Consider the following 19,782-nt stretch of genomic DNA (forward strand, 5'->3'; position numbering starts at 1 on the left):
TTTTCCGTCCGGAAATGCGGTGACCCTTAAAACCGCTGAAGTGGCGCAAGGAGCGCCGGAATGGAGAATTACATGTATCTCGGTCTCGATCTTGGAACATCCGGTGTCAAAGCCCTGCTGATGGACGGCGATCAGAAGATCGTCGGCTCGGCCAACGGCTCGCTGGAGGTCTCGCGTCCGCATCACGGCTGGTCGGAACAGGACCCGGCGGACTGGATCGCCGCCACGAAAACCGCAGTCGAAGGTCTGAAGCAGAAGTTTGCGAAGGAACTCGCTGCCGTGAAAGGTATCGGCCTTTCCGGCCAGATGCATGGCGCGACGCTGATAGACGCGAGCGGCAATGTGCTGCGGCCGTGTATTCTGTGGAACGACACGCGCTCCTATGCCGAGGCTGCCGAACTCGATGCCGATCCGCGCTTCCGCAAGATCACCGGCAACATCGTATTCCCAGGCTTTACCGCACCGAAACTGGCTTGGGTCGCGAAGAACGAACCTGAAATCTTCGCAAAGGTGGCCAAGGTACTGCTGCCGAAGGATTACCTGCGACTGTGGCTGACCGGTGAATATATCTCGGAAATGTCGGATTCCGCCGGCACATCGTGGCTGGATACCGGTGCGCGCAAATGGTCTGCCGATCTTCTGGCGGCGACCGGCCTTGAAGAAAAACACATGCCGTCGCTGGTTGAAGGCACCGAGGAGGCAGGTGTGCTGCGTGCCGAGCTCGCCTCGCAATGGGGCATTGTGGGCAAGGCCGTGGTGGCCGGCGGTGCGGGTGACAATGCCGCTTCCGCCTGCGGCATGGGTACGGTGAAAGAGGGCCACGCGTTCGTTTCGCTCGGCACTTCCGGCGTGTTGTTTGCCGCCAACGCCTCCTATCTGCCGAAGCCGGAAAGCGCCGTACACGCGTTCTGCCACGCGCTTCCCAACACATGGCACCAGATGGGCGTCATCCTGTCCGCTACCGATGCACTCAATTGGTATTCGCGCCTCACCGGCAAGTCCGCAGCCGAACTGACGGGTGAACTGGGCGACGAGCTTCTGGCGCCGAGCGGCGTCACTTTCGCACCCTATCTTTCCGGCGAGCGCACGCCGCATAACGATGCCGCCATTCGCGGCTCTTTCATTGGCCTTTCGCATGAAAGTGACCGCAGGGCGCTGACACAGGCTGTGCTGGAAGGCGTGACTTTCGCCATCCGTGACAATCTCGAAGCGCTGAAGTCGGCCGGCACCTCCATTTCCCGCGTCACCGCCATCGGCGGCGGTTCGCGCTCGGCCTATTGGCTGGCCTCGATCGCGACTTCGCTCGGTGTGCCCGTGGATATTCCGGCCGAGGGCGATTTCGGCGCCGCTTTCGGCGCCGCCCGACTCGGTCTCATCGCTGCAACAGGTGCAGATCCGGTTGCAGTCTGCACGCAGCCGGAAACGGCGCGGACGATCGAGCCGGCAGTGGCGCTTGGCGATGCTTATGAGGAGGCTTACAAGCGGTATCACGCGCTTTATCCCGCCATTCGGCCGCTTTCGCATTGAGGTTTTGCGTGCGCCGTTCACCCCTCTCTGCCCTGCCGTGCATCTCCCCGGGGGAGATCGACAAGCGGCTAGGTCACGTCCTCCTGTGAGGTCGCGATCGAAGCGGTTGAGCGCAACTTGCTGATCTCCCTCCTTGTGGGGGAGATGTCCGGCACGACAGAGGGGGGTAAGCGGCCCGCGCAGACCTCGAATTTTTGAACACTACCTAAACCCACCCCAGAGGAGGAACCATCCAATGAGCACAGGCTTCTTCGGCGATATCGCCAAGATTAAATATGAAGGCCCCGACAGCACCAACCCGCTCGCCTTCCGCCACTACAACCCCGACGAGATCGTTGCCGGAAAGCGTATGGAAGATCACCTGCGCTTTGCCGTGGCTTACTGGCACACCTTTACCTGGCCGGGCGGCGACCCATTCGGTGGGCAGACGTTCCAGCGTCCGTGGTTTGAAGACACCATGCAGGCCGCCAAGCTGAAGGCCGATGTCGCCTTTGAATTCTTCTCGCTGCTCGGTTCGCCGTTCTATTGCTTCCACGACGCCGATGTGCGCCCGGAAGGCAGGAACTTTGCCGAAAACACCAGGAACCTCAACGAGATCGTCGACTATTTCGCGCAGAAGCAGGCTGATACCGGCGTAAAGCTTCTGTGGGGCACGGCGAACCTGTTCTCCAACCGCCGCTTCATGTCGGGTGCCGCGACCAATCCGGATCCGGATGTCTTCGCATTCTCGGCTGCGACGGTGAAGACCTGCATGGATGCCACCAAGAAGCTCGGCGGCGCCAATTACGTGCTATGGGGCGGTCGTGAAGGTTACGAAACGCTGCTCAACACCGATCTTTCGCGCGAGCTGGACCAGCTCGGCCGCTTCCTCAATCTGGTTGTGGAATACAAATACAAGATCGGTTTCGAAGGCACGATCCTGATCGAGCCAAAGCCGCAGGAGCCGACCAAGCACCAGTACGACTACGACGTCGCAACCGTTTATGCGTTCCTGCAGAAGAACGGTCTCGAAAAGGAAGTGAAGGTCAATATCGAGCAGGGTCACGCCATCCTCGCCGGCCATTCCTTCGAACACGAATTGGCCATGGCCAATGCCTTCGGCATTTTCGGCTCCATCGACATGAACCGCAACGATTACCAGTCTGGCTGGGATACCGACCAGTTCCCCAACAACGTACCTGAAATGGCGCTGGCCTATTACCACGTGCTGGCCGGCGGCGGCTTCACCAATGGCGGCACCAACTTCGATTCCAAGCTGCGTCGCCAGTCGCTCGATCCGCAGGACCTGCTGATCGGCCATATCGGCGGCATGGATTGCTGCGCCCGCGGTCTGAAGGCGGCGGCGAAGATGATCGAGGACGGCGCGCTGTCGAAGCCGCTTTCGGAGCGTTACGCGAAGTGGGACGCACCGGAAGCCCAGAAGATGTTGCGCGGCGAGCTGAAGCTCGAAGAAATCGCAGCGCTGGTCGAGCGCCAGGATATCAACCCCGAGCCGAAGTCCGGTCGTCAGGAATATCTGGAGAACGTCGTCAATCGTTACGTTTGACGGGCTGGTACGTTCATAAACAAAGGACGGGGGAGCATCCCCCGTCTAGAGGCTGGTTAAAGCCGCAAACCTCTCCTCCGTCATCCTCGCGACATGCCCGAGGATGACGTCGTATCTGCGGTGTACGGCCCCCGTGCGGTCTCCGGGCCCGATGCTGCAGATAACATTCCATAAAGTGAGACTAAGAAGGTTGCGATAGCCGGATTAGGGGGCATGCTCGCCGTCTGCTGCCAAAGGCGAGAACAATTCCGCGCCACCCCTCCTTTCTTTCCAGTCACTTACCGCAAAACCTTTCCCCGCATGTCCCCACCCGTCCATTTCGCTGCATCATTCCCCTGCAACCGGAACGGAAGGGCGATACGCGCGGCGCCTTTCGCGGACCGGCTGCCGGCATCGACAAGCGTGGTTCTGGCAAACCGCGTTCCGGAAAGGCGTCCCGCAATTGCCAGCAGCGGGAAGGGCCGATCCGGTAGGTGTCGTGAAAAGGCTGTCACCGATCGACCGGCATTCCGGTCAAACAAGGCGCGGCCCGGCAGATGCAAGACTTTCCACCACACTCAACTCCCATCCGCATTTGCCGGGCTGTCGTTTCTCCCGCCGCCGGGAAACCGTTGCGGCGACTTTCGCGTGCCTAAAGCGCTTTGGATATCTTAACCGCGCTGCTGAAACGTTGCAGATTTTGCGTGCCTGCGGCTGTACCTCATTGCTGACTTGGTCTAAACCGCTCTCCATCTTTTGACGCTCGATGGATGACGAAAGGGCCTATCCGATGACCGATCACAAAGCGCTCGCAGCCCGTTTCCCCGGCGATTTCCTGTTCGGCGTGGCGACCGCCTCCTTCCAGATCGAGGGTGCCACCAAGGTTGACGGCCGCAAGCCATCCATCTGGGATGCCTTCTGCAACATGCCGGGACATGTCTTCGGGCGCCACAATGGCGACGTTGCCTGCGATCACTATAATCGCTGGGAGGATGATCTCGATCTCATAAAGGAAATGGGTGTCGAGGCCTATCGTTTCTCCATTGCCTGGCCGCGCATCATTCCCGATGGATTCGGCCCGATCAACGAGAAGGGGCTGGATTTCTACGACCGCCTCGTCGATGGCTGCAAGGCGCGCGGCATCAAGACCTATGCGACGCTTTACCATTGGGACCTGCCGCTGACACTGATGGGCGACGGCGGCTGGGCCTCGCGTTCCACCGCCCATGCCTTCCAGCGTTACGCCAAGACCGTCATGGCACGGCTGGGCGACCGGCTGGATGCGGTGGCGACCTTCAATGAGCCCTGGTGTGCGGTCTGGCTCAGCCATCTCTATGGCATTCATGCGCCGGGCGAGCGCAACATGGAAGCAGCCCTTGCGGCCATGCACCACATCAACCTTGCCCATGGTTTCGGCGTCGAGGCGTCCCGCCATGTTGCGCCCAAGGTGCCGGTCGGACTGGTGCTGAACGCCCATTCCGTCATCCCGGCCTCCAATAGCGACGCCGACCTGAAGGCAGCTGAACGGGCATTCCAGTTCCACAACGGCGCGTTTTTCGATCCGGTCTTCAAGGGCGAATATCCGGCCGAAATGATGGAGGCCCTGGGCAGCCGCATGCCGGTGGTGGAGGCGGAAGACCTGTCCATCATCAGCCAGAAGCTCGACTGGTGGGGCCTGAATTATTATACACCGATGCGCGTTGCCGACGACGCCACCGAAGGTGCGGAATTCCCTGCCACCAAACCAGCCCCGGCCGTCAGCGATGTCAAAACCGATATCGGCTGGGAAGTCTATGCGCCGGCGCTGCATTCCCTGGTGGAGACGCTCTACGAGCGCTACGAGCTGCCCGATTGCTACATCACCGAAAATGGCGCCTGCTACAATATGGGCGTCGAAAACGGCGAGGTGGATGATCAACCCCGTCTTGACTATTACGCCGAACATCTTGGTATCGTTGCTGATCTGGTGAAGGACGGTTACCCCATGCGGGGTTACTTCGCCTGGAGCCTGATGGACAATTTCGAATGGGCGGAAGGGTACCGCATGCGCTTTGGCCTTGTGCACGTGGATTACGAAACGCAGGTTCGTACGTTGAAGAACAGCGGCAAATGGTACAGCGCGCTGGCATCGGGTTTTCCGAAGGGGAACCACGGTGTGATGAAGGGGTGAGGCTTTCTCCCTCATTCCTGTGACAAGCACAGGGATGAGGGTGGAAAGGCTGGCTCGTGTGTGAACTTTACCTGCCGTATTCCTCACCAGGAAAGCACACGATCGCTCTCCCCAATAAAGTTCTTCCACCTTACTATCAGTTTTCCAAACTTTTTTGCCAGTTACCCGGCGGTGCCTGCTTGCGCCTGCCATCCTGTCTCCTATGTCAGGCAGGCTACGCAGACGTAGCGCCTGCTGCTGCCTCATCCGGAGCGGTGCGGGCTGGTCCTCCCAGGGAAAACGAACATGCTTATCGAAAAACTCAACTGGCGTTATGCCACCAAGAAAATGGATCCTTCCAAGACTGTTGCGGAAGACAAGGTCGAGCGCATCGTCGAAGCCGCCCGGCTGGCGCCGACTTCCAGCGGGTTGCAGCCGTTCGAAGTCATCGTCGTTTCCGATCCGGAAGTTCGCGCAAAGATCCGCGAGATCGCCTGGAACCAGGCGCAGGTGACTGAAGGCTCGCATCTTCTGGTGTTTGCGGCGTGGGATAACTACACGCAAGAGCGGATCAACCATATGTTCGATCTGGTCAACGAAGAGCGTGGCGTCAAGAACGAGGGCTGGGAAGCGTATCGTCAGAAGCTTCTCTCCTCCTATCCGCAGCGTGATGAGCAGGTGAATTTCGAACACGCAGCCCGTCAGGCCTATATTGGTTTCGGCATGGCGGTGGCGCAGGCTGCTTTCGAGGGTGTGGATTCCACACCGATGGAAGGTTTCGATCCGGCCAAGCTGGATGAAATCCTCGGCCTGCGTGAAAAGGGCCTGCGCTCCGTCACCATCCTGCCGCTCGGATACCGCGAGCCGGAAGGCGACTGGCTGGTGAACCTGAAGAAGGTCCGCCGCCCGCTTGAGGAATTCGTCAGCCGCGTCTGATTTCCACGCACTCGCGAAGTCTTGACTGCCGCAGGGCCGCACAGACGGCTTTGCGGTAGATTTTTTCTCTGATTTCAGATAATTGAAAAATCATCCCTGTTAAAAGATGGCGCCTGCGGGCAAGTATGCGCCATCGAATTGCCGATCCCCGGCATTTCTGAGTGAAAGCCTGACGAAATGACCCGGAAAATCAGCTGTCATCGAATGTGCCGGAAGGCTGCATGAAGAGAGCGGTTCAGCACCGCAACAGGATTTTTTGAGACCCGATCCGTCAAGAGTTTTCGCAGAGTTCCCAATGAGTTTTTCATCCAACGCGACATCGCTCGCGCGCGCACCGCAGACTGCCAAGGACGCGATGGTAACGTTTGAAGGCGTGACCAAGACCTTTGGCGGCAGCGATGGCAAGCCGGGCTTCGCAGCCCTCGCCGGCATTGACTATGTCGTGCCGAAGGGTTCCATCACCGGCATAATCGGCCGCTCTGGTGCCGGCAAATCCACCCTCATCCGCCTCGCCAACGGCCTTGAAAAACCGTCGTCCGGCCGGGTGGTCGTCGACAGCGTCGATGTTGCCGCCCTTGATGAGAAGAGTCTGAGGACCCTTCGCCGTTCCGTCGGCATGATCTTCCAGCACTTCAATCTTCTGTCGTCGCGCACCGCTTTCGACAATGTGGCGCTGCCGCTAGAAATTGCCGGTCTCGGTAAAAAAGAGATCGAAACGCGGGTAACGCCGCTGCTCGAACTCGTCGGCCTTTCCGACAAGGCGAAGCGTTATCCGGCGGAACTGTCGGGTGGGCAGAAGCAGCGTGTCGGCATCGCCCGAGCGCTTGCGACGCAACCCAAGCTGCTGTTGTCGGACGAGGCGACGTCCGCGCTCGATCCGGAGACGACCCAGTCCATCCTTGAACTCCTGAAGCGCATCAATGCCGAACTTGGGCTGACAGTGCTGCTCATCACCCACGAGATGGAGGTGGTGAAGACCATCGCCTCGCAGGTCGCCGTCATCGACAGGGGCCTGATCGTGGAGGAGGGGCGCACCTTCGATATTTTCACCGCGCCGAAACACGAGACGACCCGCAGCCTGCTGTCGTCCTCGGTCGGGGTTAAGCTGCCGCACTGGGTTACATCAGGGTTGAAGCCGGAAGCCGAGGAGGGTGACCGCGTTCTCGTGCGGCTGGTGTTCTTCGGCGAAACGGCATTCCAGCCGCTGACCGCGCGTCTTGTTGCGGAAATCGGTCCTGACGTGAACATCCTTGCCGGCACCATCGAGGAAATTTCCGGCGAACCATTCGGCTCGCTGGTTGTGTCCTATCCGGCCACGGCGGAAACCACCGCCCGCGCCGGCCGCTTTTATACTGAGACCGGTCTTCACACGGAGGTGCTCGGTTATGTCGCCTGATATGCTTTTCAACCTTCTGTCGAAGGGTCTTCTGCAGACGCTGCACATGGTCGCGGTCGCCGGCATCGTCGGCTCCATCATCGGCGTGCCGATGGGCGTTTTCCTTGCCACCAGCGGCAAAGGCGAACTCTTCCCCGCGCCGATGACGAACCGCATCCTCGGCCTTGTCGTCAATGCGGCGCGCTCCACGCCCTTCATCATTCTGGTGGTGGCGATCATTCCCTTCACGCGGCTGGTCGCTGGCACTTCCATCGGCACCAGTGCGGCCATCGTGCCGCTGACGGTTGCCACCGTGCCTTTCATCGCGCGGCTGGTGGAAGCGGCGATCCGCGAAGTCGACAAGGGCCTGATCGAAGCGGCCCGCGCCATGGGCGCAACACCGTTGCAGATCGTCACCAAGGTCCTGCTTGCGGAAGCAAAGCCGGGCATCACGCTGGCGCTTACCCTCACGCTCGTCAGCCTCATCGGTTATTCGGCCATGGTCGGTGCTGTCGGCGGCGGCGGGCTGGGTGATCTCGGCATTCGCTACGGCTACCAGCGCTTCATGCCTGACGTGATGCTGGTCGTGGTGCTGGTGCTGATCGTGCTCGTGCAACTCGTGCAGAGCGCCGGCGACCGGCTTGCCCGCAGCTTCGACAAGCGCACCCGCAAGAACTGATAAAACCGTTCAAGAACAACAAACCCAAGAACAACAAACCCAAGGAGACATCCATGAAGAAAATCATCCTCGCGGCTTCGCTCGCCGCTCTCTTTACCGCCGGTCAGGCGCTGGCCGAAACCATCAAGATTGGTGTTACACCTGCCGAGCACGCGCAGATCATGGAACAGGTCAAGAAGATCGCCGCCGCCAAGGGACTGGACATCGATATCGTCGAGTTCTCCGACTACGTCGTGCCGAACCAGGCACTGGCAGACGGTGAGCTTCAGGCCAACTCCTTCCAGCACCAGCCTTACCTCGACAACCAGATCGCTGACCGCAAGTTCGATCTCGTCAGCGTCGGCACCACCATCACCACCCCGATGGGCGTTTATTCGAAGAAGGTGAAGAGCCTTGACGAGCTGAAGGACGGCGCGACGGTCGGTATTCCGAACGACCCGACCAATGGCGGCCGTGCGCTTCTCGTTCTCGCTTCCAAGGGTGTGCTCAAGGTCAAGGAAGAAGCCGGTCTGAAGGTAACGCCTGCCGACATCACCGAAAACCCGAAGAACATCCAGATCGTCGAACTTGACGCTGCGCAGTTGCCGCGCTCGCTGGATGACACCGACGCGTCGGTCATCAACACCAATTATGCCACGGCAGCAGGCCTGAACCCCAAGAAGGACGCCATCGCCATCGAAAGCGAAAAGTCCCCTTACGCAAACGTCATCGCCGTTCGTGCGCAGGACAAGGACAAGCCGTGGGTGAAGACGCTGGTGGAATCCTACCACAGCCCGGAAGTGAAGGCCTTCATTCTGGAGAAGTTCAACGGCACGGTCATTCCATCCTGGTAATCAGGCCTGACACGATTGAAGTTGCAGCCTCTCCCGTTCGCGGGGGAGGTTTTTTGTTTGCGGGGCGAACGCATCCGCGGTTTTTATGAAAATCCCCCACCATTGTGGGGAGAATTTTTCTCTTTTTCACCCCTACTGTCGTTTTATACCCGTTGTTTTTTGTGGCGTCGCCACAATCCAACTTAACGGCTTTTGAATGTTTCCTTCGCAAGATGATGCTTTCGAAGGGGATTTTATGCGGATTGCGCCGCGAAACATTGGGGAATATTTGCCGGTCGGGCGTAGAACCGCCGTCGGCGTCGTATTGTCCACATTTGCGCTGGTGCTTCTCATTGTCACCGCGCTGGTCTTGTCTGCTCTGAGCCAGGTCAGGGAAAGGGCGAACTCGCTCGACAATGCCCGCTCGCGCGAGACAACGGCGGGCGCCCTTGTCACCTTCCGCGACCAGCTTGGCGCGACGCTGAACGACTACGCCGCCTGGGACGATGCTGCCGACTATGTCTACGCCCCCGACAGGTTCGACTGGGTGGCGAGCAATTATGGCGAGATGACGGTCAACAGCGATCTTTTCGATACCGCCGTCGTCCTCGACGAAGACGGCAAGGTCCGCATGGCCTACCAGAACGGCAAGCCGGTTGCCTGGAAGCCCCATGACTATTTCGCAGAAGGCCTCAAGGAGATGATCGAACGGGTGCGCTCCATGCGTCCCGGCATCGCGTCGCAGGTCACCGGTTTCGTGAAAACCCGCGACGGCGTCGCGGCTACGGGGGTCGCGCTGGTGCGGCTCAAATCCGGGGTCTTGCCTCCGGTTGGATCCGAGCGGCGATATCTGATTTTCGCCCGTCATCTCAAACAGGCGACGGTAGACAAGCTGGCCCGCAATTACGTCATCGATGGTCTGCAACTGCAATATGGCGACGGACCGGCGACCAACCATGTGGATGTCGTCAATCCGCTTGGTGATGTGCTGGCGCGGCTCGTCTGGCGCTCCCAGCTGCCGGGGGACGTGAGCTTCCATGAGGCCCGGCCGGTCGTCTTCACGGCACTCGGCATTGCCGGAACGTTCTTTCTCGTACTTCTCATCATCGGTTCGGCGACGCTCGACCGGCTGAAGGCCGACGAGGCGGCGGCGAGGGAAGAGGCGCTGCGCGATCGTCTGAGCGGGCTCAGCAACCGCGCCGGGCTGTTTTCCAAGCTGAACCGCATGGTGGGCAAGGCCCGCCACGACAAGACCGATATCAAGCTGCTTTACCTCGATCTTGATGGTTTCAAGGAGATCAACGATTCCTACGGTCACGCTGCCGGCGATCGGCTGATCAAGGGCGTTGCGGCGGCGCTCAGGGTGCTTGTGCCGGAAGATGCCGTGCTCGCGCGGCTCGGCGGCGACGAATTCGCCATCGCCATTCAGGGCAACGACGTGTGGTCGGAAGGCCGCAAGCTCTGCCAGGCGCTGCTCGAACTGTTCACCGAGCCGTTCAGCATCGGCGAGCGGGTGGCGAGCATCGGTTGCAGCATCGGCACTTCCGTCTCCAGAGCCGGTGATATCAACGGTGAGGAACTGCTGCGCCGCGCCGACATGGCCATGTATCAGGCCAAGGAAAACGGGCGTGGGCGTTATGTCGCCTACGAGCTGAAAATGGATGCGCTGCGCGAGGAAAAGCTGCAGCTTGAGGCCGATCTGCGTTATGCCATCCTGAATGACGAGATATCGGTGGTCTACCAGCCGGTCGTCAATGCCGCCACGCGCAGTATCACCGGGGTGGAGGCGCTTGCCCGCTGGCAAAGGCCGGGATACGGCTTCGTGCCCCCGGATATCTTCATCGCCGCTGCCGAAACCAGTGGCCTTATCGAGCGACTCGGCCTGCTGGTGCTGCGCAAGGCCTGCGAGACGGCAGGTCAATGGCCCTCCATCAAGCTCTCGGTGAATATTTCACCCGTTCAGTTCCGCAATCCGGCCTTTTCCGGCAACGTGGCGGATATTCTCGCCGCCACGCAGACGCCGACCGCAAGGCTGCGGCTGGAAATGACCGAGGGCTATTTCATCCAGAATCCGGAGCGGGCAAGTGCGGCAATCGACAAGCTGAAACAGCTTGGCCTGCATATAGCGCTCGACGATTTCGGAGCCGGTTTCGCCAGCGTCGGATATCTGCGCCGCTTTGGTTTCGACCGCATGAAGATCGATCGGTCGCTGGTCATGGCCCTGGAACAGGGCGGGCGGTCGCTGGAAATGTTGCAGGCAACCGTGGCGCTTGCGAAATCTCTCGATATTCCGGTCACGGCGGAGGGCGTCGAGACCGAAGAACAGGCGGCTATCCTGCATCTGTGTGGCTGTGACGAATTGCAGGGCTACCTGTTCTCAAAACCCGTCGCCGCTGAAGAGATTACCGCCATGCTGGAGGAGCAGACGGCACCGCTGTTTGCGCTTCGGGCAGGGGCAAAAGGGTGATCCACACTCCGTCACCCCGGACCTCATCCGGGGGCCAGAGCGATCAAGTCGTTAATCGCGTAAGAGCCTTCTAACCGTGAAGACGTGCCGTGACTGGATGCCGATCCGCTTTAGCGCCCCAGATGGCGCTCGCCGCGCTTCTTTGCCAGTTCGATCTGCTGCTGCCGGTCGCGGAACCTCTGGCGGTCCTCTTCTGTCCGGTCGTCGTAACAGCTTGGGCAGGACACACCTTCCTCGAACAACGGGGATTGGCGCACCTGCGATGTGATCGGGTTGCGGCAGGCGTGGCAGAGCTTGTGATCGCCTTCGGCAAGACCGTGGACGACGGAGACGCGCTCGTCAAACACGAAGCAGGCGCCTTCCCACAGGCTCTCTTCTTCCGGCACCTCTTCCAGATATTTCAGGATGCCACCCTTGAGGTGAAAGACCTCATCGAACCCCTGTTCCTTCATGAAGGCGGTCGCCTTTTCGCAGCGGATGCCGCCGGTGCAATACATGGCGATCTTCGGCTTGTTGTGCAGGCCGGGATTGTTCTTTACCCAGTCGGGAAACTCGCGGAAGGTCTTGGTCTTCGGGTCCACCGCGCCCTTGAAGAGACCGATCGCGGTCTCGTAGTCGTTGCGGGTGTCGATGACGATGGTGTCCGGGTCGGAGATCAGCGAGTTCCAGTCGCGCGGATCGACATAGGTGCCGACGATGCGGTTGGGATCGATATCCGGCACGCCCATGGTGACGATCTCTTTCTTGAGCTTCACCTTCATGCGCACGAAGGGCATGTTCGATGCCCGGCTTTCCTTATGTTCCAGCGCCGTAAATTCCGGCTGCGCACGCAGGAAGGCAAGTATGGCGCGCACACCCGCATCCGGCCCGGCAATGGTGCCATTGATGCCTTCCGCCGCCAGAAGCAGCGTGCCCTTGACGCCGTTTTCCCGGCAAAGCTGAAACAGCTCGTCGCGCAGGCTTTCAAACCGCGGCAGGCGGGCGAAATGGTAAAGCGCAGCCACGAGAAAATCGCCAGTGGGGTGAGGGACGGCTTCCGGGCGGGGGAGAATGGTGGTGTCGGTCATGGGCGCTGAAATACAGCGGCGGCGGCCGCAAATCAATATTTATCCGCCGCTGCCGGTATTTTGAAAATCGTCAAATTCTCAGTCTCTTCGGGCTTTCCGGTCTACTTCGCCGCCTGCCGCCATAAAAGGCCGACGATGCGGCTTTCGGTTCTGGCGGATTCGGAGAAGACTTCGTTTGCCAGCTCAAGGCCATCTCCGCGCAGCGCCTGCTGCCTCTGAATGATTGCATCGAGAAGCAGAGCCAGTCGCTCGCCATTGCCGAAACGCTCCGGTTCCCGGTCCGCAAAGGCTGCAAGGACCGAAAGATCGTGCTCGTGGCCGAGGATGTCGACCAGCCGCTTGGTGTCGGCCCGCTTGGCGCGCATGGCCGATGGCCAGAGGCGGCGCAGAAGGCCGAGATGCATCCAGTAGGCCTGGCCCGCCTTGCGCAATTCGTGGAAATGTTCGACGTCGGCCTGCTCATGGCAGTCGGCAAGTGCTTTACGCGCCCTCTTCCTCTGCTTCGCCCACCCGGTCTTCACCAGCCTTGTCACATCCTTAAGCTCGTCCGGCAGCGACACTGCCTTCAGCTTCTTGCTTGCTTCCTCGCAGCCGGCGATGGCGGCCGCAATGGCCTCGTCGAGACCTGCCTCATGTTCGATGGCGTGGTCGCGGCGCTTGCGCAGGACTGTCGCGATCGATCGCAGCGCCTTTCCTTGCGTCGTGGAGGCCGCGAAAGTCTCGAGATACTCCACCGTCTCCACGAGCGCCGTCGCTTCCCGCGCAAAAGCGAGCGAGCGGGCGATGTCGCGAAAGCGGGCGTTTTCCTCTTTGCTGAAATCGGGTGCTGCCCTGGCGACGAGGCGGTAGAGGGCGCGCAGCCGCTTGAACCGCTTGCGGGCATCGTGCACCGCCTCATGGCGCCCGGAAGGCTGGTCGCGAAGGCTGATTATCGCCTCTTCGATGAGTTCCAGTCCCGCGCGGCGGATTTCATCGTCGAACGGTTTGTTCGGGTCAATCCTGAAGGGCATCCGCCAAGTCTCCGTGGGGACAGTCCATGGCGAGCGACTGGTTGGAGAAGCGACGGTCGCCCGTTACCTCCTTGCCAAGCCAGGAGGGCAGATCGGGGTTGGCGTTCTCGTCGTCCATCTCTACCTCCGCCACGATCAGCCCCTTGTATTTACCCTCGAAAACATCGACTTCCCAAGTGAATCCACCGTGATCAACCGTGTGGCGCATCTTCTCGATCACCACGCCGGGGGCGCTGGCCATCAATTCTTCCGCGTCATTCAGTGGAATGGAATATTCATATTCATCACGGACGAGCGAACTCGCGCCGATCTTGATGGTCAGTGTCGCGTCAAGCCCGTTGACGATCCTGACCCGGACCGAACGATTTTCCAGCGAGGCGACATATGCCTGCCGGAAAGCCATGCTACGCGTCACTTCATTACGCCATTCATCGCCTGCAACCAGAAACTTCCGCTCGATTTCCTTGGCCATGCTGTCTCCGTAAACCGGTGCGCCAGATTATCGCATGAAGACGTCATAAAGAAGCGAATAGATTGAAGTATCTGGATAAAAATGGTCTTGCCATGCCTCGACATCAAGGCCGGGGCAGGCTAATCGATAAACCGGATTTCAATCGTTTCAATCGCGCAAGGGAGGCTTATCTTGGCCCAGGACTCCGAAAAACTGCTCTCCATCCTCAAGCTGCAGCCGGTCGTGCCGGTGCTGATCGTGGATGATGCTGCCTCCGCCGTGCCGCTCGCGCGCGCTCTGGTCGCAGGTGGCCTGAAGGCAATCGAGATCACCATGCGCACGCCGGCGGCACTCGATGCCATCCGTGCGGTTGCGGCGGAAGTGGAGGGCGCCCATGTCGGCGCCGGCACCATCCTCAACGCCAAAGATTTCGAGGCGGCCGCCGAAGCCGGTTCCACCTTCATCGTCAGCCCAGGCATCAACAAAAGCGTGCTGGAAGCTGCGCGCGCCTCCAACGTGCCGCTTCTTCCTGGGGCCGCCACGGCAAGCGAAGTCATGGCGCTGCGCGACGAAGGCTACAAGGTGCTGAAGTTCTTCCCGGCGGAACAGGCCGGTGGCGCGCCATACCTCAAGGCACTGTCCTCGCCGCTCGCCGGCACGGTGTTCTGCCCGACCGGCAGCGTCTCGCTGAAGAATGCCAATGACTATCTTTCCCTGCCGAACGTCGTCTGTGTCGGCGGTTCCTGGGTTGCTCCGCGCGAACTGGTGGCAACGGCTGACTGGGCCGGCATCACCAGGCTCGCCGCCGAAGCCGCAGCACTGCGCGGCTGATCTACTACTTCTTCAAGCCCGTTCACGAAGGCGTGAGCGGGTTTGTCATTTGTATTCGTGCCATGGCTCCCTATCTTCCCGTGTAGACTTTACCCTCACAGGAGATTTTGATGTTCGACGCCAAGAAGCTTCTTGAACAATTCCTCGGCTCACAGGTGCCGGGCCTTTCGGGAAGCGTCCGTGACAGAGCCGGGCAGGCCGCCGATATCGCCAAGAACAATCCGATGAAGGCCGGTGCGCTTGCCGCCGCCATTCTAGGCACCAAGACCGGCCGCAAGCTCGCCGGCAATGTCGCCACCATCGGCGGCGTAGCGGCCATCGCCGGTCTCGGTTATCTCGCCTACAAGAATTACAAATCCGGGCAGGCGCCTGAAGTAGCTCCAAAACCCGAGCCGGAGCTTCTCGCCCCGCCCGCCGATTCCGCCTTCCATCCGCAGTCCCCCGCCCTTTCCAACGATTTTGCGCTGAAACTCATCCAGGCGATGATTGCCGCTGCCAAGGCAGACGGCCATATCGACGAAAAAGAGCGCGCCAACATCATGGATAAGGTGCAGGTGTCCGGCCTCGACACTGAAGCCGAGCGGTTCCTCGAAAAGGAACTGGCCGATCCGCTGGATATCGACGCACTGGTGGCTGCTGCCCGCACAGAGGAGCAGAAGGTGGAAATCTACACCGCCTCGCGTCTTGCCATAGAGGCCGATACGCGGGCTGAGCGCGGTTATCTCGATCTGCTTGCCGGGCGGTTGGGATTGCCCGATGCGCTGGTCGATCATATCGAGTCGACGGTGGTGGCGGCGAAGGTTTGAGGTTAGAACAGGGGGGTGAACCACGCCCCCCTGCCGTATATGCACTGTTGTCATCCAGCCCCGCTTGGCCTAATCCTTCTCCCAGACAACGGGGAAGAGAATGCGCGATCTGAGTGATTTTAAGGGATGTCCGGCGCCGCAGCCGGTGACGCTGAAGGGCCGTTATGTGACGGCGGAAACGTTTGATCGCGACAGGCATCTTGCAAGGCTCTGGACTGCGCTTGGTGGTGAGGGGGTCAATGCGCTTCTCAAATATTTCCCGCAAAGCGGCTTTGCCGATGCTGCAGCCTTTGGTGACTGGCTTGTCAACGCGGGTGATAAACTCAACTGGGTGACATTGGTTTTCGTTGAAAATGCCACCGGTGACGTCGTGGGAATGGCAAGCTACATGCGGCCCGATCCCGCCAATGGCGTGGTCGAGGTCGGTTCGGTTGCCCATGGCGCCAGGATGAAGCGCTCGCCGCTTTCGACCGAAGCGCATTATCTGATGGCGAAACACGTTTTCGAGGATCTGGGTTACCGCCGCTACGAGTGGAAATGCCACAATCAAAACGAACCCTCCAAGATCACGGCGAAGCGTTACGGCTTCACCTTCGAGGGTGTGTTCCGCCAGCACATGATCTCCAAGGGTGCCAACCGCGATACGGCGTGGTTTTCCATGATCGACGGCGAATGGCCGTTGATTGGCAAGGCGTTTGAAATCTGGCTTTCGCCGGAGAATTTCACGGCCGATGGCGCGCAGAAGCGCAAGCTTGAGGATATCCGCGCGGAGCTCGCCCATGACCACGCCTGAAAAGAAGGCTGGCTCTGGCCGTAAAGACTGGTCGCCGGGCCTTGCCGCCGCTGGCATCATCCTTGGTTTTGGGCTGGTGTTTTACGTGATGCCGAAAATCATGCTGTGGCTGGGGGATTATTCGCCCTTTCTTGCCGCGGCTTTTGGCTCGGTGGTGGTGCTGTGCTTTTTCCTGCTGTTCTGGCTGCGCGCCCGCTACCAGCGCCGCCGCGACAGTCAGAACTGAAGCGACGCACCAAGCAGCATAAGGCCCATCAAAAGCACGAACAGCGCACCGGCAATCTCGATCGCGTGGCTGATGCCCGCTGCCCTGCGGCTTCCGGGGCCGGCGAAGCGCACGGCAAGCCCCTTGGCCGAGACGGCCATGATGGCAAGCAGCGATACGGTGATGGCGGTACCCAGCGACATGGCAAGCACGGAAAGCACGCCGCCGAGAAAAATCCCGTTCAAGAGCGCAAAGCTCATGACGATGATGGCACCGGAGCATGGCCGCAGGCCAACTGCGATGATCGCCGACCACGCTTCGTGCAGGCTGAAATTCTTGCCTTTGAGAAGCAGCGGATCGGGCGCGTGCGATTTTCCGCAGGAGACGCAAAGATCACCTGTGCCGCTATGGGCGTGGTCCGCGAAAACCGGCTTGCCCTGAAACCTGAGGCCCGTGCCCATGCCCGTGGTTCTGACTGCTGTTGCTTCCCCCGCAACCGCGAAGGCTGCAACCGGTACGCGCCGGATGCGCAGCGACCAGAGCTTGCGTAGCAGAAGCCAGGCGCCGAACAGCGCCACCATGGCAAAGCTGGCGATCTCCATTGCCTGCGTGGCTTTCGTCATGGTGATGGAGGTGCCGCGCAGCACGAGCCAGGCTGCGACAACGAGGCCGATGGCCATTGCGCCCTGAATGAGTGCTGAAATGAAGGAAATGAGAATGCCGCGTTTCAGCTGCGTTTCATTGGCGATCATATAGGAAGAGATGACAGCCTTGCCGTGGCCAGGACCGGCGGCATGAAAGACCCCGTATGCAAAGGAGAGGCCAACCAGCGATGCCATCGCCCAATTGTCTTCGCGCATGGCTTTCAGGGCACCGGTCAGCGCCCGGTAGAACATCTGCTGGTGCACGTTGATCCATTGCATCAGCGGCGCGAACGGCCCGCCAGGGGCAAAGGACGGCTCGGCCGAGCCTATGCCGAGCGGCGATTGCGCATGGGCAGCACCTGCCACAGCCAGCACGCAGATCGCGACGATGGTCAGGTGTCCGCAAAGGCGCCCGTTTCGGCTCAGCATGTCACCTCCAGCCGGGTGGCGAAGAGTTTGGTCATGTCGGTGCCGGTCGGGTCGTTGAAGAAGGCGTCGGTGAGCGAACTCTGGTTTTGTGAGATCACCTCGTCCGGGTCGGGACGCACGACATGGTGCTTGCAGGCGGCGAGATCCTTGCCGACGGTCGCCAGATCGCCGTCTTTCGCAAAATCGATCGCCGTATACATGGTCGGGTCCCACGCGCCGAAGCTGAGCTTGCCCTTGATGGAAAGCGTCGTGTTTGGCTTGACGGAAAAGAACATCAGGATCTGCTTGTCCTTGTAGTCCACATGAATGGTGTCGGGCTTTGCGAAATCCACCTGTTTTCCGTTGGCGGTAATGAAGGTGTAATAGGAATATTCGCCGAGCGATTCACGCACGGTGTTGCCGATTTCGGCCAGCTCATTCTTGTCCAGCTTCAGGTCGCCGTTCTTGTCGTAATCCATCACCACGCTTGCCGAGAACATCTCGTCGAAACGCCAGATGTTGCGCACCTCCTGGATGGTACCGTTCGGCCCCTCGACGATTTCCATGCGCGCTTCGGCGAAAATATGCGGATGTGCCGCGGCGGCAACGGGAATGGAGGTCAGGCCAGCCGCAAGGAGCAAAAGTCGTCTGTTCATTATCCGGTCTGTCCTGCCTTCGAATCTCGGAGCTGGATTCTAGCAGAAATTGGGACCGAATTTCGACCTGATATGCGCTTTGGTGATGTGGCTGCCCTATGTTTCAGAAGGTGCCGGTGAAACGCGAGGTGACGCTCGATCCGCTATAGGACAGGTCGGTGTCGCGCTCGCCATGCAGAAGGCGGTTGAATTCCACCTCCAGCTTGCTGTTCTTGCCGGTGTCGAAGGACAGTGTGGCCACCAGCCTTCGTTCGCTGGTGTCGTAATTGTAATAGATCCAGTCCTTGTGGACACGCTGCAGCGCCAGGTCCAGCCCCACCTTGTCGGTGAGCTTGCTTTTAACCACGAACTGCCAACGGCGGTGGAACTCGGCAATGGGATCATCAGGGTCGAAAAGCGCGTAATCCTGGGAGAAGCCAGCACCGAAGGCGATGCGGTCGGTAGCCTTCACCTCGGCTTCGGCCCTGAGATAGGGCCGGGTGCGCTTCACCTTGTCGCTGATATCGTCGCCGGAAATGGTCGTCAGGCCCCCTTCGGCCAGAACGGCGAAGCGTTCGGAGAACTTGTAACCGTAGGCAAGTGATCCCCGCAACGTGCTGGCCGGAAAACGCTCGTATTTCTCCTGCTGGCTTTCCGGCACGACAATGCGGTCATAAGCAATTGTCAGTCCGGCCTCGCCGCCGGCCAGCGGGCGCACATGTTCGGCCTTGAGCGACAAGAGCGCTTCATTGGCCTCCAGGCGGGTGGGCTCGAAATAGGCCGGACGAAAACGCGCCCTGCCTTTCATCAGGCTGGCAAAACCCGCCGTCAGCGTGTTCTTTCCGCCAAGAGCAAGGATGCCGAGCTGTGTCGATGCCTCCAGCTTGTGGTCCAGTCGCCGGTAACCGATGTCTTCTTCCGGCAGATGCAGGAAGATATCGCCGGCATCGCTGCGTGTGCCACGCAGTTCCACGGCCCATTCCAGCCGCTCCGACAGACGCCTGGTCAGCCCCAGGCTGGCAATGGTGTTGTGTTCATTGGCAAAACGGTAACGGGGGAGGCGAACCTCCTCATGCTCGAGCGAATAACGCAGTTCCGTGCCATCAAGCACGAACTTTCCGTTAAGCCCGAAGCCGGCGCGCAGCGAAATCGCCTTCAGCCGGTTGGTATCGCCGAAGTAATTGGTGTCGTAGCCGATGCCGGTTTTATAGGTGATATTGTGATCATCGGCGTTTTCCCCCGCCTGCGCACCGCAGGTGCAGGCAAGCCCAAGAACAAGCGCGATGTATCCTCCCAGCCGCATTTGCATCTCCGGTCTCTAATTAAGCAATATCTTATATTTGGATGGTTAATAAAGTTTCAGGGGCGATATATTGTCGAGGCCGGAATTCATGGTGTATTCCACGGAAATTCCAGGAGAATAGACCGGCGCCAATCGCGTAAAACTTGATTAAAATCACCA

18 protein-coding genes are annotated in these 19,782 nt (G+C 59.9%); 12 read left to right on the top strand and 6 right to left on the bottom strand.

The features are described 5' to 3' along the window. Window positions 1-72: 72 nt before the first annotated feature. From xylB to FB593_RS20470, 8 genes are all read left to right on the top strand, one after another. Complete coding sequence (gene xylB, locus FB593_RS20425) at window positions 73-1,527, top strand: xylulokinase (protein WP_145166906.1); 1,455 nt, start codon at window positions 73-75, stop codon at window positions 1,525-1,527. 235 nt (window positions 1,528-1,762) lie between these two features. Beyond that, window positions 1,763-3,073 carry a xylose isomerase gene (gene xylA, locus FB593_RS20435; protein ID WP_003516221.1) on the top strand — a complete coding sequence of 437 codons (1,311 nt, stop codon included), beginning with the start codon at window positions 1,763-1,765 and terminating at the stop codon, window positions 3,071-3,073. Window positions 3,074-3,842: 769 nt separating this feature from the next. Then, entirely contained in the window at window positions 3,843-5,222 is a 1,380-nt protein-coding gene (locus tag FB593_RS20445; protein WP_025595048.1) for a GH1 family beta-glucosidase, read from the top strand. Between the two features lie 285 nt (window positions 5,223-5,507). Continuing rightward, window positions 5,508-6,137 carry an NAD(P)H-dependent oxidoreductase gene (locus FB593_RS20450; protein ID WP_025595047.1) on the top strand — a complete coding sequence of 210 codons (630 nt, stop codon included), beginning with the start codon at window positions 5,508-5,510 and terminating at the stop codon, window positions 6,135-6,137. A gap of 295 nt (window positions 6,138-6,432) precedes the next feature. Beyond that, window positions 6,433-7,533: a methionine ABC transporter ATP-binding protein gene (locus FB593_RS20455; RefSeq protein WP_025595046.1), complete on the top strand. Its 1,101-nt coding sequence runs from the start codon at window positions 6,433-6,435 to the stop codon at window positions 7,531-7,533. Then, window positions 7,523-8,191, top strand: coding sequence for a methionine ABC transporter permease (locus FB593_RS20460; protein ID WP_003516230.1), 669 nt, complete (start codon window positions 7,523-7,525; stop codon window positions 8,189-8,191). Before FB593_RS20455 ends, FB593_RS20460 begins: the two co-directional genes overlap by 11 nt. A gap of 53 nt (window positions 8,192-8,244) precedes the next feature. After that, window positions 8,245-9,024 (top strand): MetQ/NlpA family ABC transporter substrate-binding protein, encoded by a 780-nt coding sequence (locus FB593_RS20465; protein ID WP_003516232.1) that lies wholly within the window; start codon window positions 8,245-8,247, stop codon window positions 9,022-9,024. Between the two features lie 196 nt (window positions 9,025-9,220). Next, window positions 9,221-11,470 (top strand): EAL domain-containing protein, encoded by a 2,250-nt coding sequence (locus tag FB593_RS20470; protein WP_003516234.1) that lies wholly within the window; start codon window positions 9,221-9,223, stop codon window positions 11,468-11,470. A 110-nt stretch (window positions 11,471-11,580) separates the two neighbouring features. Here the strand turns inward: FB593_RS20470 and FB593_RS20475 are convergent, their stop codons facing one another. The 3 genes from FB593_RS20475 to FB593_RS20485 form a co-directional block, all read right to left on the bottom strand. Then, window positions 11,581-12,537 carry a rhodanese-related sulfurtransferase gene (locus FB593_RS20475; protein ID WP_065688486.1) on the bottom strand — a complete coding sequence of 319 codons (957 nt, stop codon included), beginning with the start codon at window positions 12,535-12,537 and terminating at the stop codon, window positions 11,581-11,583. A gap of 101 nt (window positions 12,538-12,638) precedes the next feature. Then, window positions 12,639-13,547: a CHAD domain-containing protein gene (locus FB593_RS20480; RefSeq protein ID WP_065688487.1), complete on the bottom strand. Its 909-nt coding sequence runs from the start codon at window positions 13,545-13,547 to the stop codon at window positions 12,639-12,641. Further along, entirely contained in the window at window positions 13,531-14,019 is a 489-nt protein-coding gene (locus FB593_RS20485) for a CYTH domain-containing protein (RefSeq protein ID WP_003516240.1), read from the bottom strand. The genes FB593_RS20480 and FB593_RS20485 overlap by 17 nt, the downstream gene beginning before the upstream one ends. A 171-nt stretch (window positions 14,020-14,190) precedes the next feature. Here FB593_RS20485 and FB593_RS20490 point away from each other — a divergent pair, with 171 nt between their 5' ends. The 4 genes from FB593_RS20490 (at window position 14,191) to FB593_RS20505 (ending at window position 16,654) form a co-directional block, all read left to right on the top strand. Further along, on the top strand, window positions 14,191-14,829 hold the full coding sequence (locus FB593_RS20490; RefSeq protein WP_003516242.1) for a 2-dehydro-3-deoxy-phosphogluconate aldolase: 639 nt from the start codon (window positions 14,191-14,193) through the stop codon (window positions 14,827-14,829). A gap of 110 nt (window positions 14,830-14,939) precedes the next feature. Continuing rightward, complete coding sequence (locus FB593_RS20495) at window positions 14,940-15,635, top strand: tellurite resistance TerB family protein (protein ID WP_003516244.1); 696 nt, start codon at window positions 14,940-14,942, stop codon at window positions 15,633-15,635. Window positions 15,636-15,735: 100 nt separating this feature from the next. Next, on the top strand, window positions 15,736-16,428 hold the full coding sequence (locus tag FB593_RS20500; protein WP_019566970.1) for a GNAT family N-acetyltransferase: 693 nt from the start codon (window positions 15,736-15,738) through the stop codon (window positions 16,426-16,428). Beyond that, the gene (locus FB593_RS20505; RefSeq protein ID WP_003516247.1) at window positions 16,415-16,654 is read left to right on the top strand and encodes a hypothetical protein; all 240 of its coding nucleotides are present in this window, start codon (window positions 16,415-16,417) and stop codon (window positions 16,652-16,654) included. The genes FB593_RS20500 and FB593_RS20505 overlap by 14 nt, the downstream gene beginning before the upstream one ends. On the opposite strand, the gene FB593_RS20510 is transcribed toward FB593_RS20505, so the two are convergent. From FB593_RS20510 to FB593_RS20520, 3 genes are all read right to left on the bottom strand, one after another. Next, window positions 16,645-17,706, bottom strand: coding sequence for a nickel/cobalt transporter (locus FB593_RS20510; protein ID WP_060642665.1), 1,062 nt, complete (start codon window positions 17,704-17,706; stop codon window positions 16,645-16,647). The two genes, FB593_RS20505 and FB593_RS20510, sit on opposite strands and share 10 nt — an antisense overlap. Beyond that, window positions 17,700-18,341, bottom strand: a complete 642-nt coding sequence (locus tag FB593_RS20515; protein WP_065688488.1) for a DUF1007 family protein — start codon at window positions 18,339-18,341, stop codon at window positions 17,700-17,702. Before FB593_RS20515 ends, FB593_RS20510 begins: the two co-directional genes overlap by 7 nt. A gap of 103 nt (window positions 18,342-18,444) precedes the next feature. Next, complete coding sequence (locus FB593_RS20520) at window positions 18,445-19,623, bottom strand: hypothetical protein (protein WP_065688489.1); 1,179 nt, start codon at window positions 19,621-19,623, stop codon at window positions 18,445-18,447. Window positions 19,624-19,782: the final 159 nt, after the last annotated feature.

The sequence above is a fragment of the Rhizobium sp. SJZ105 genome (assembly GCF_007828365.1).
Taxonomy (GTDB): Bacteria; Pseudomonadota; Alphaproteobacteria; order Rhizobiales; family Rhizobiaceae; genus Agrobacterium; species Agrobacterium tumefaciens.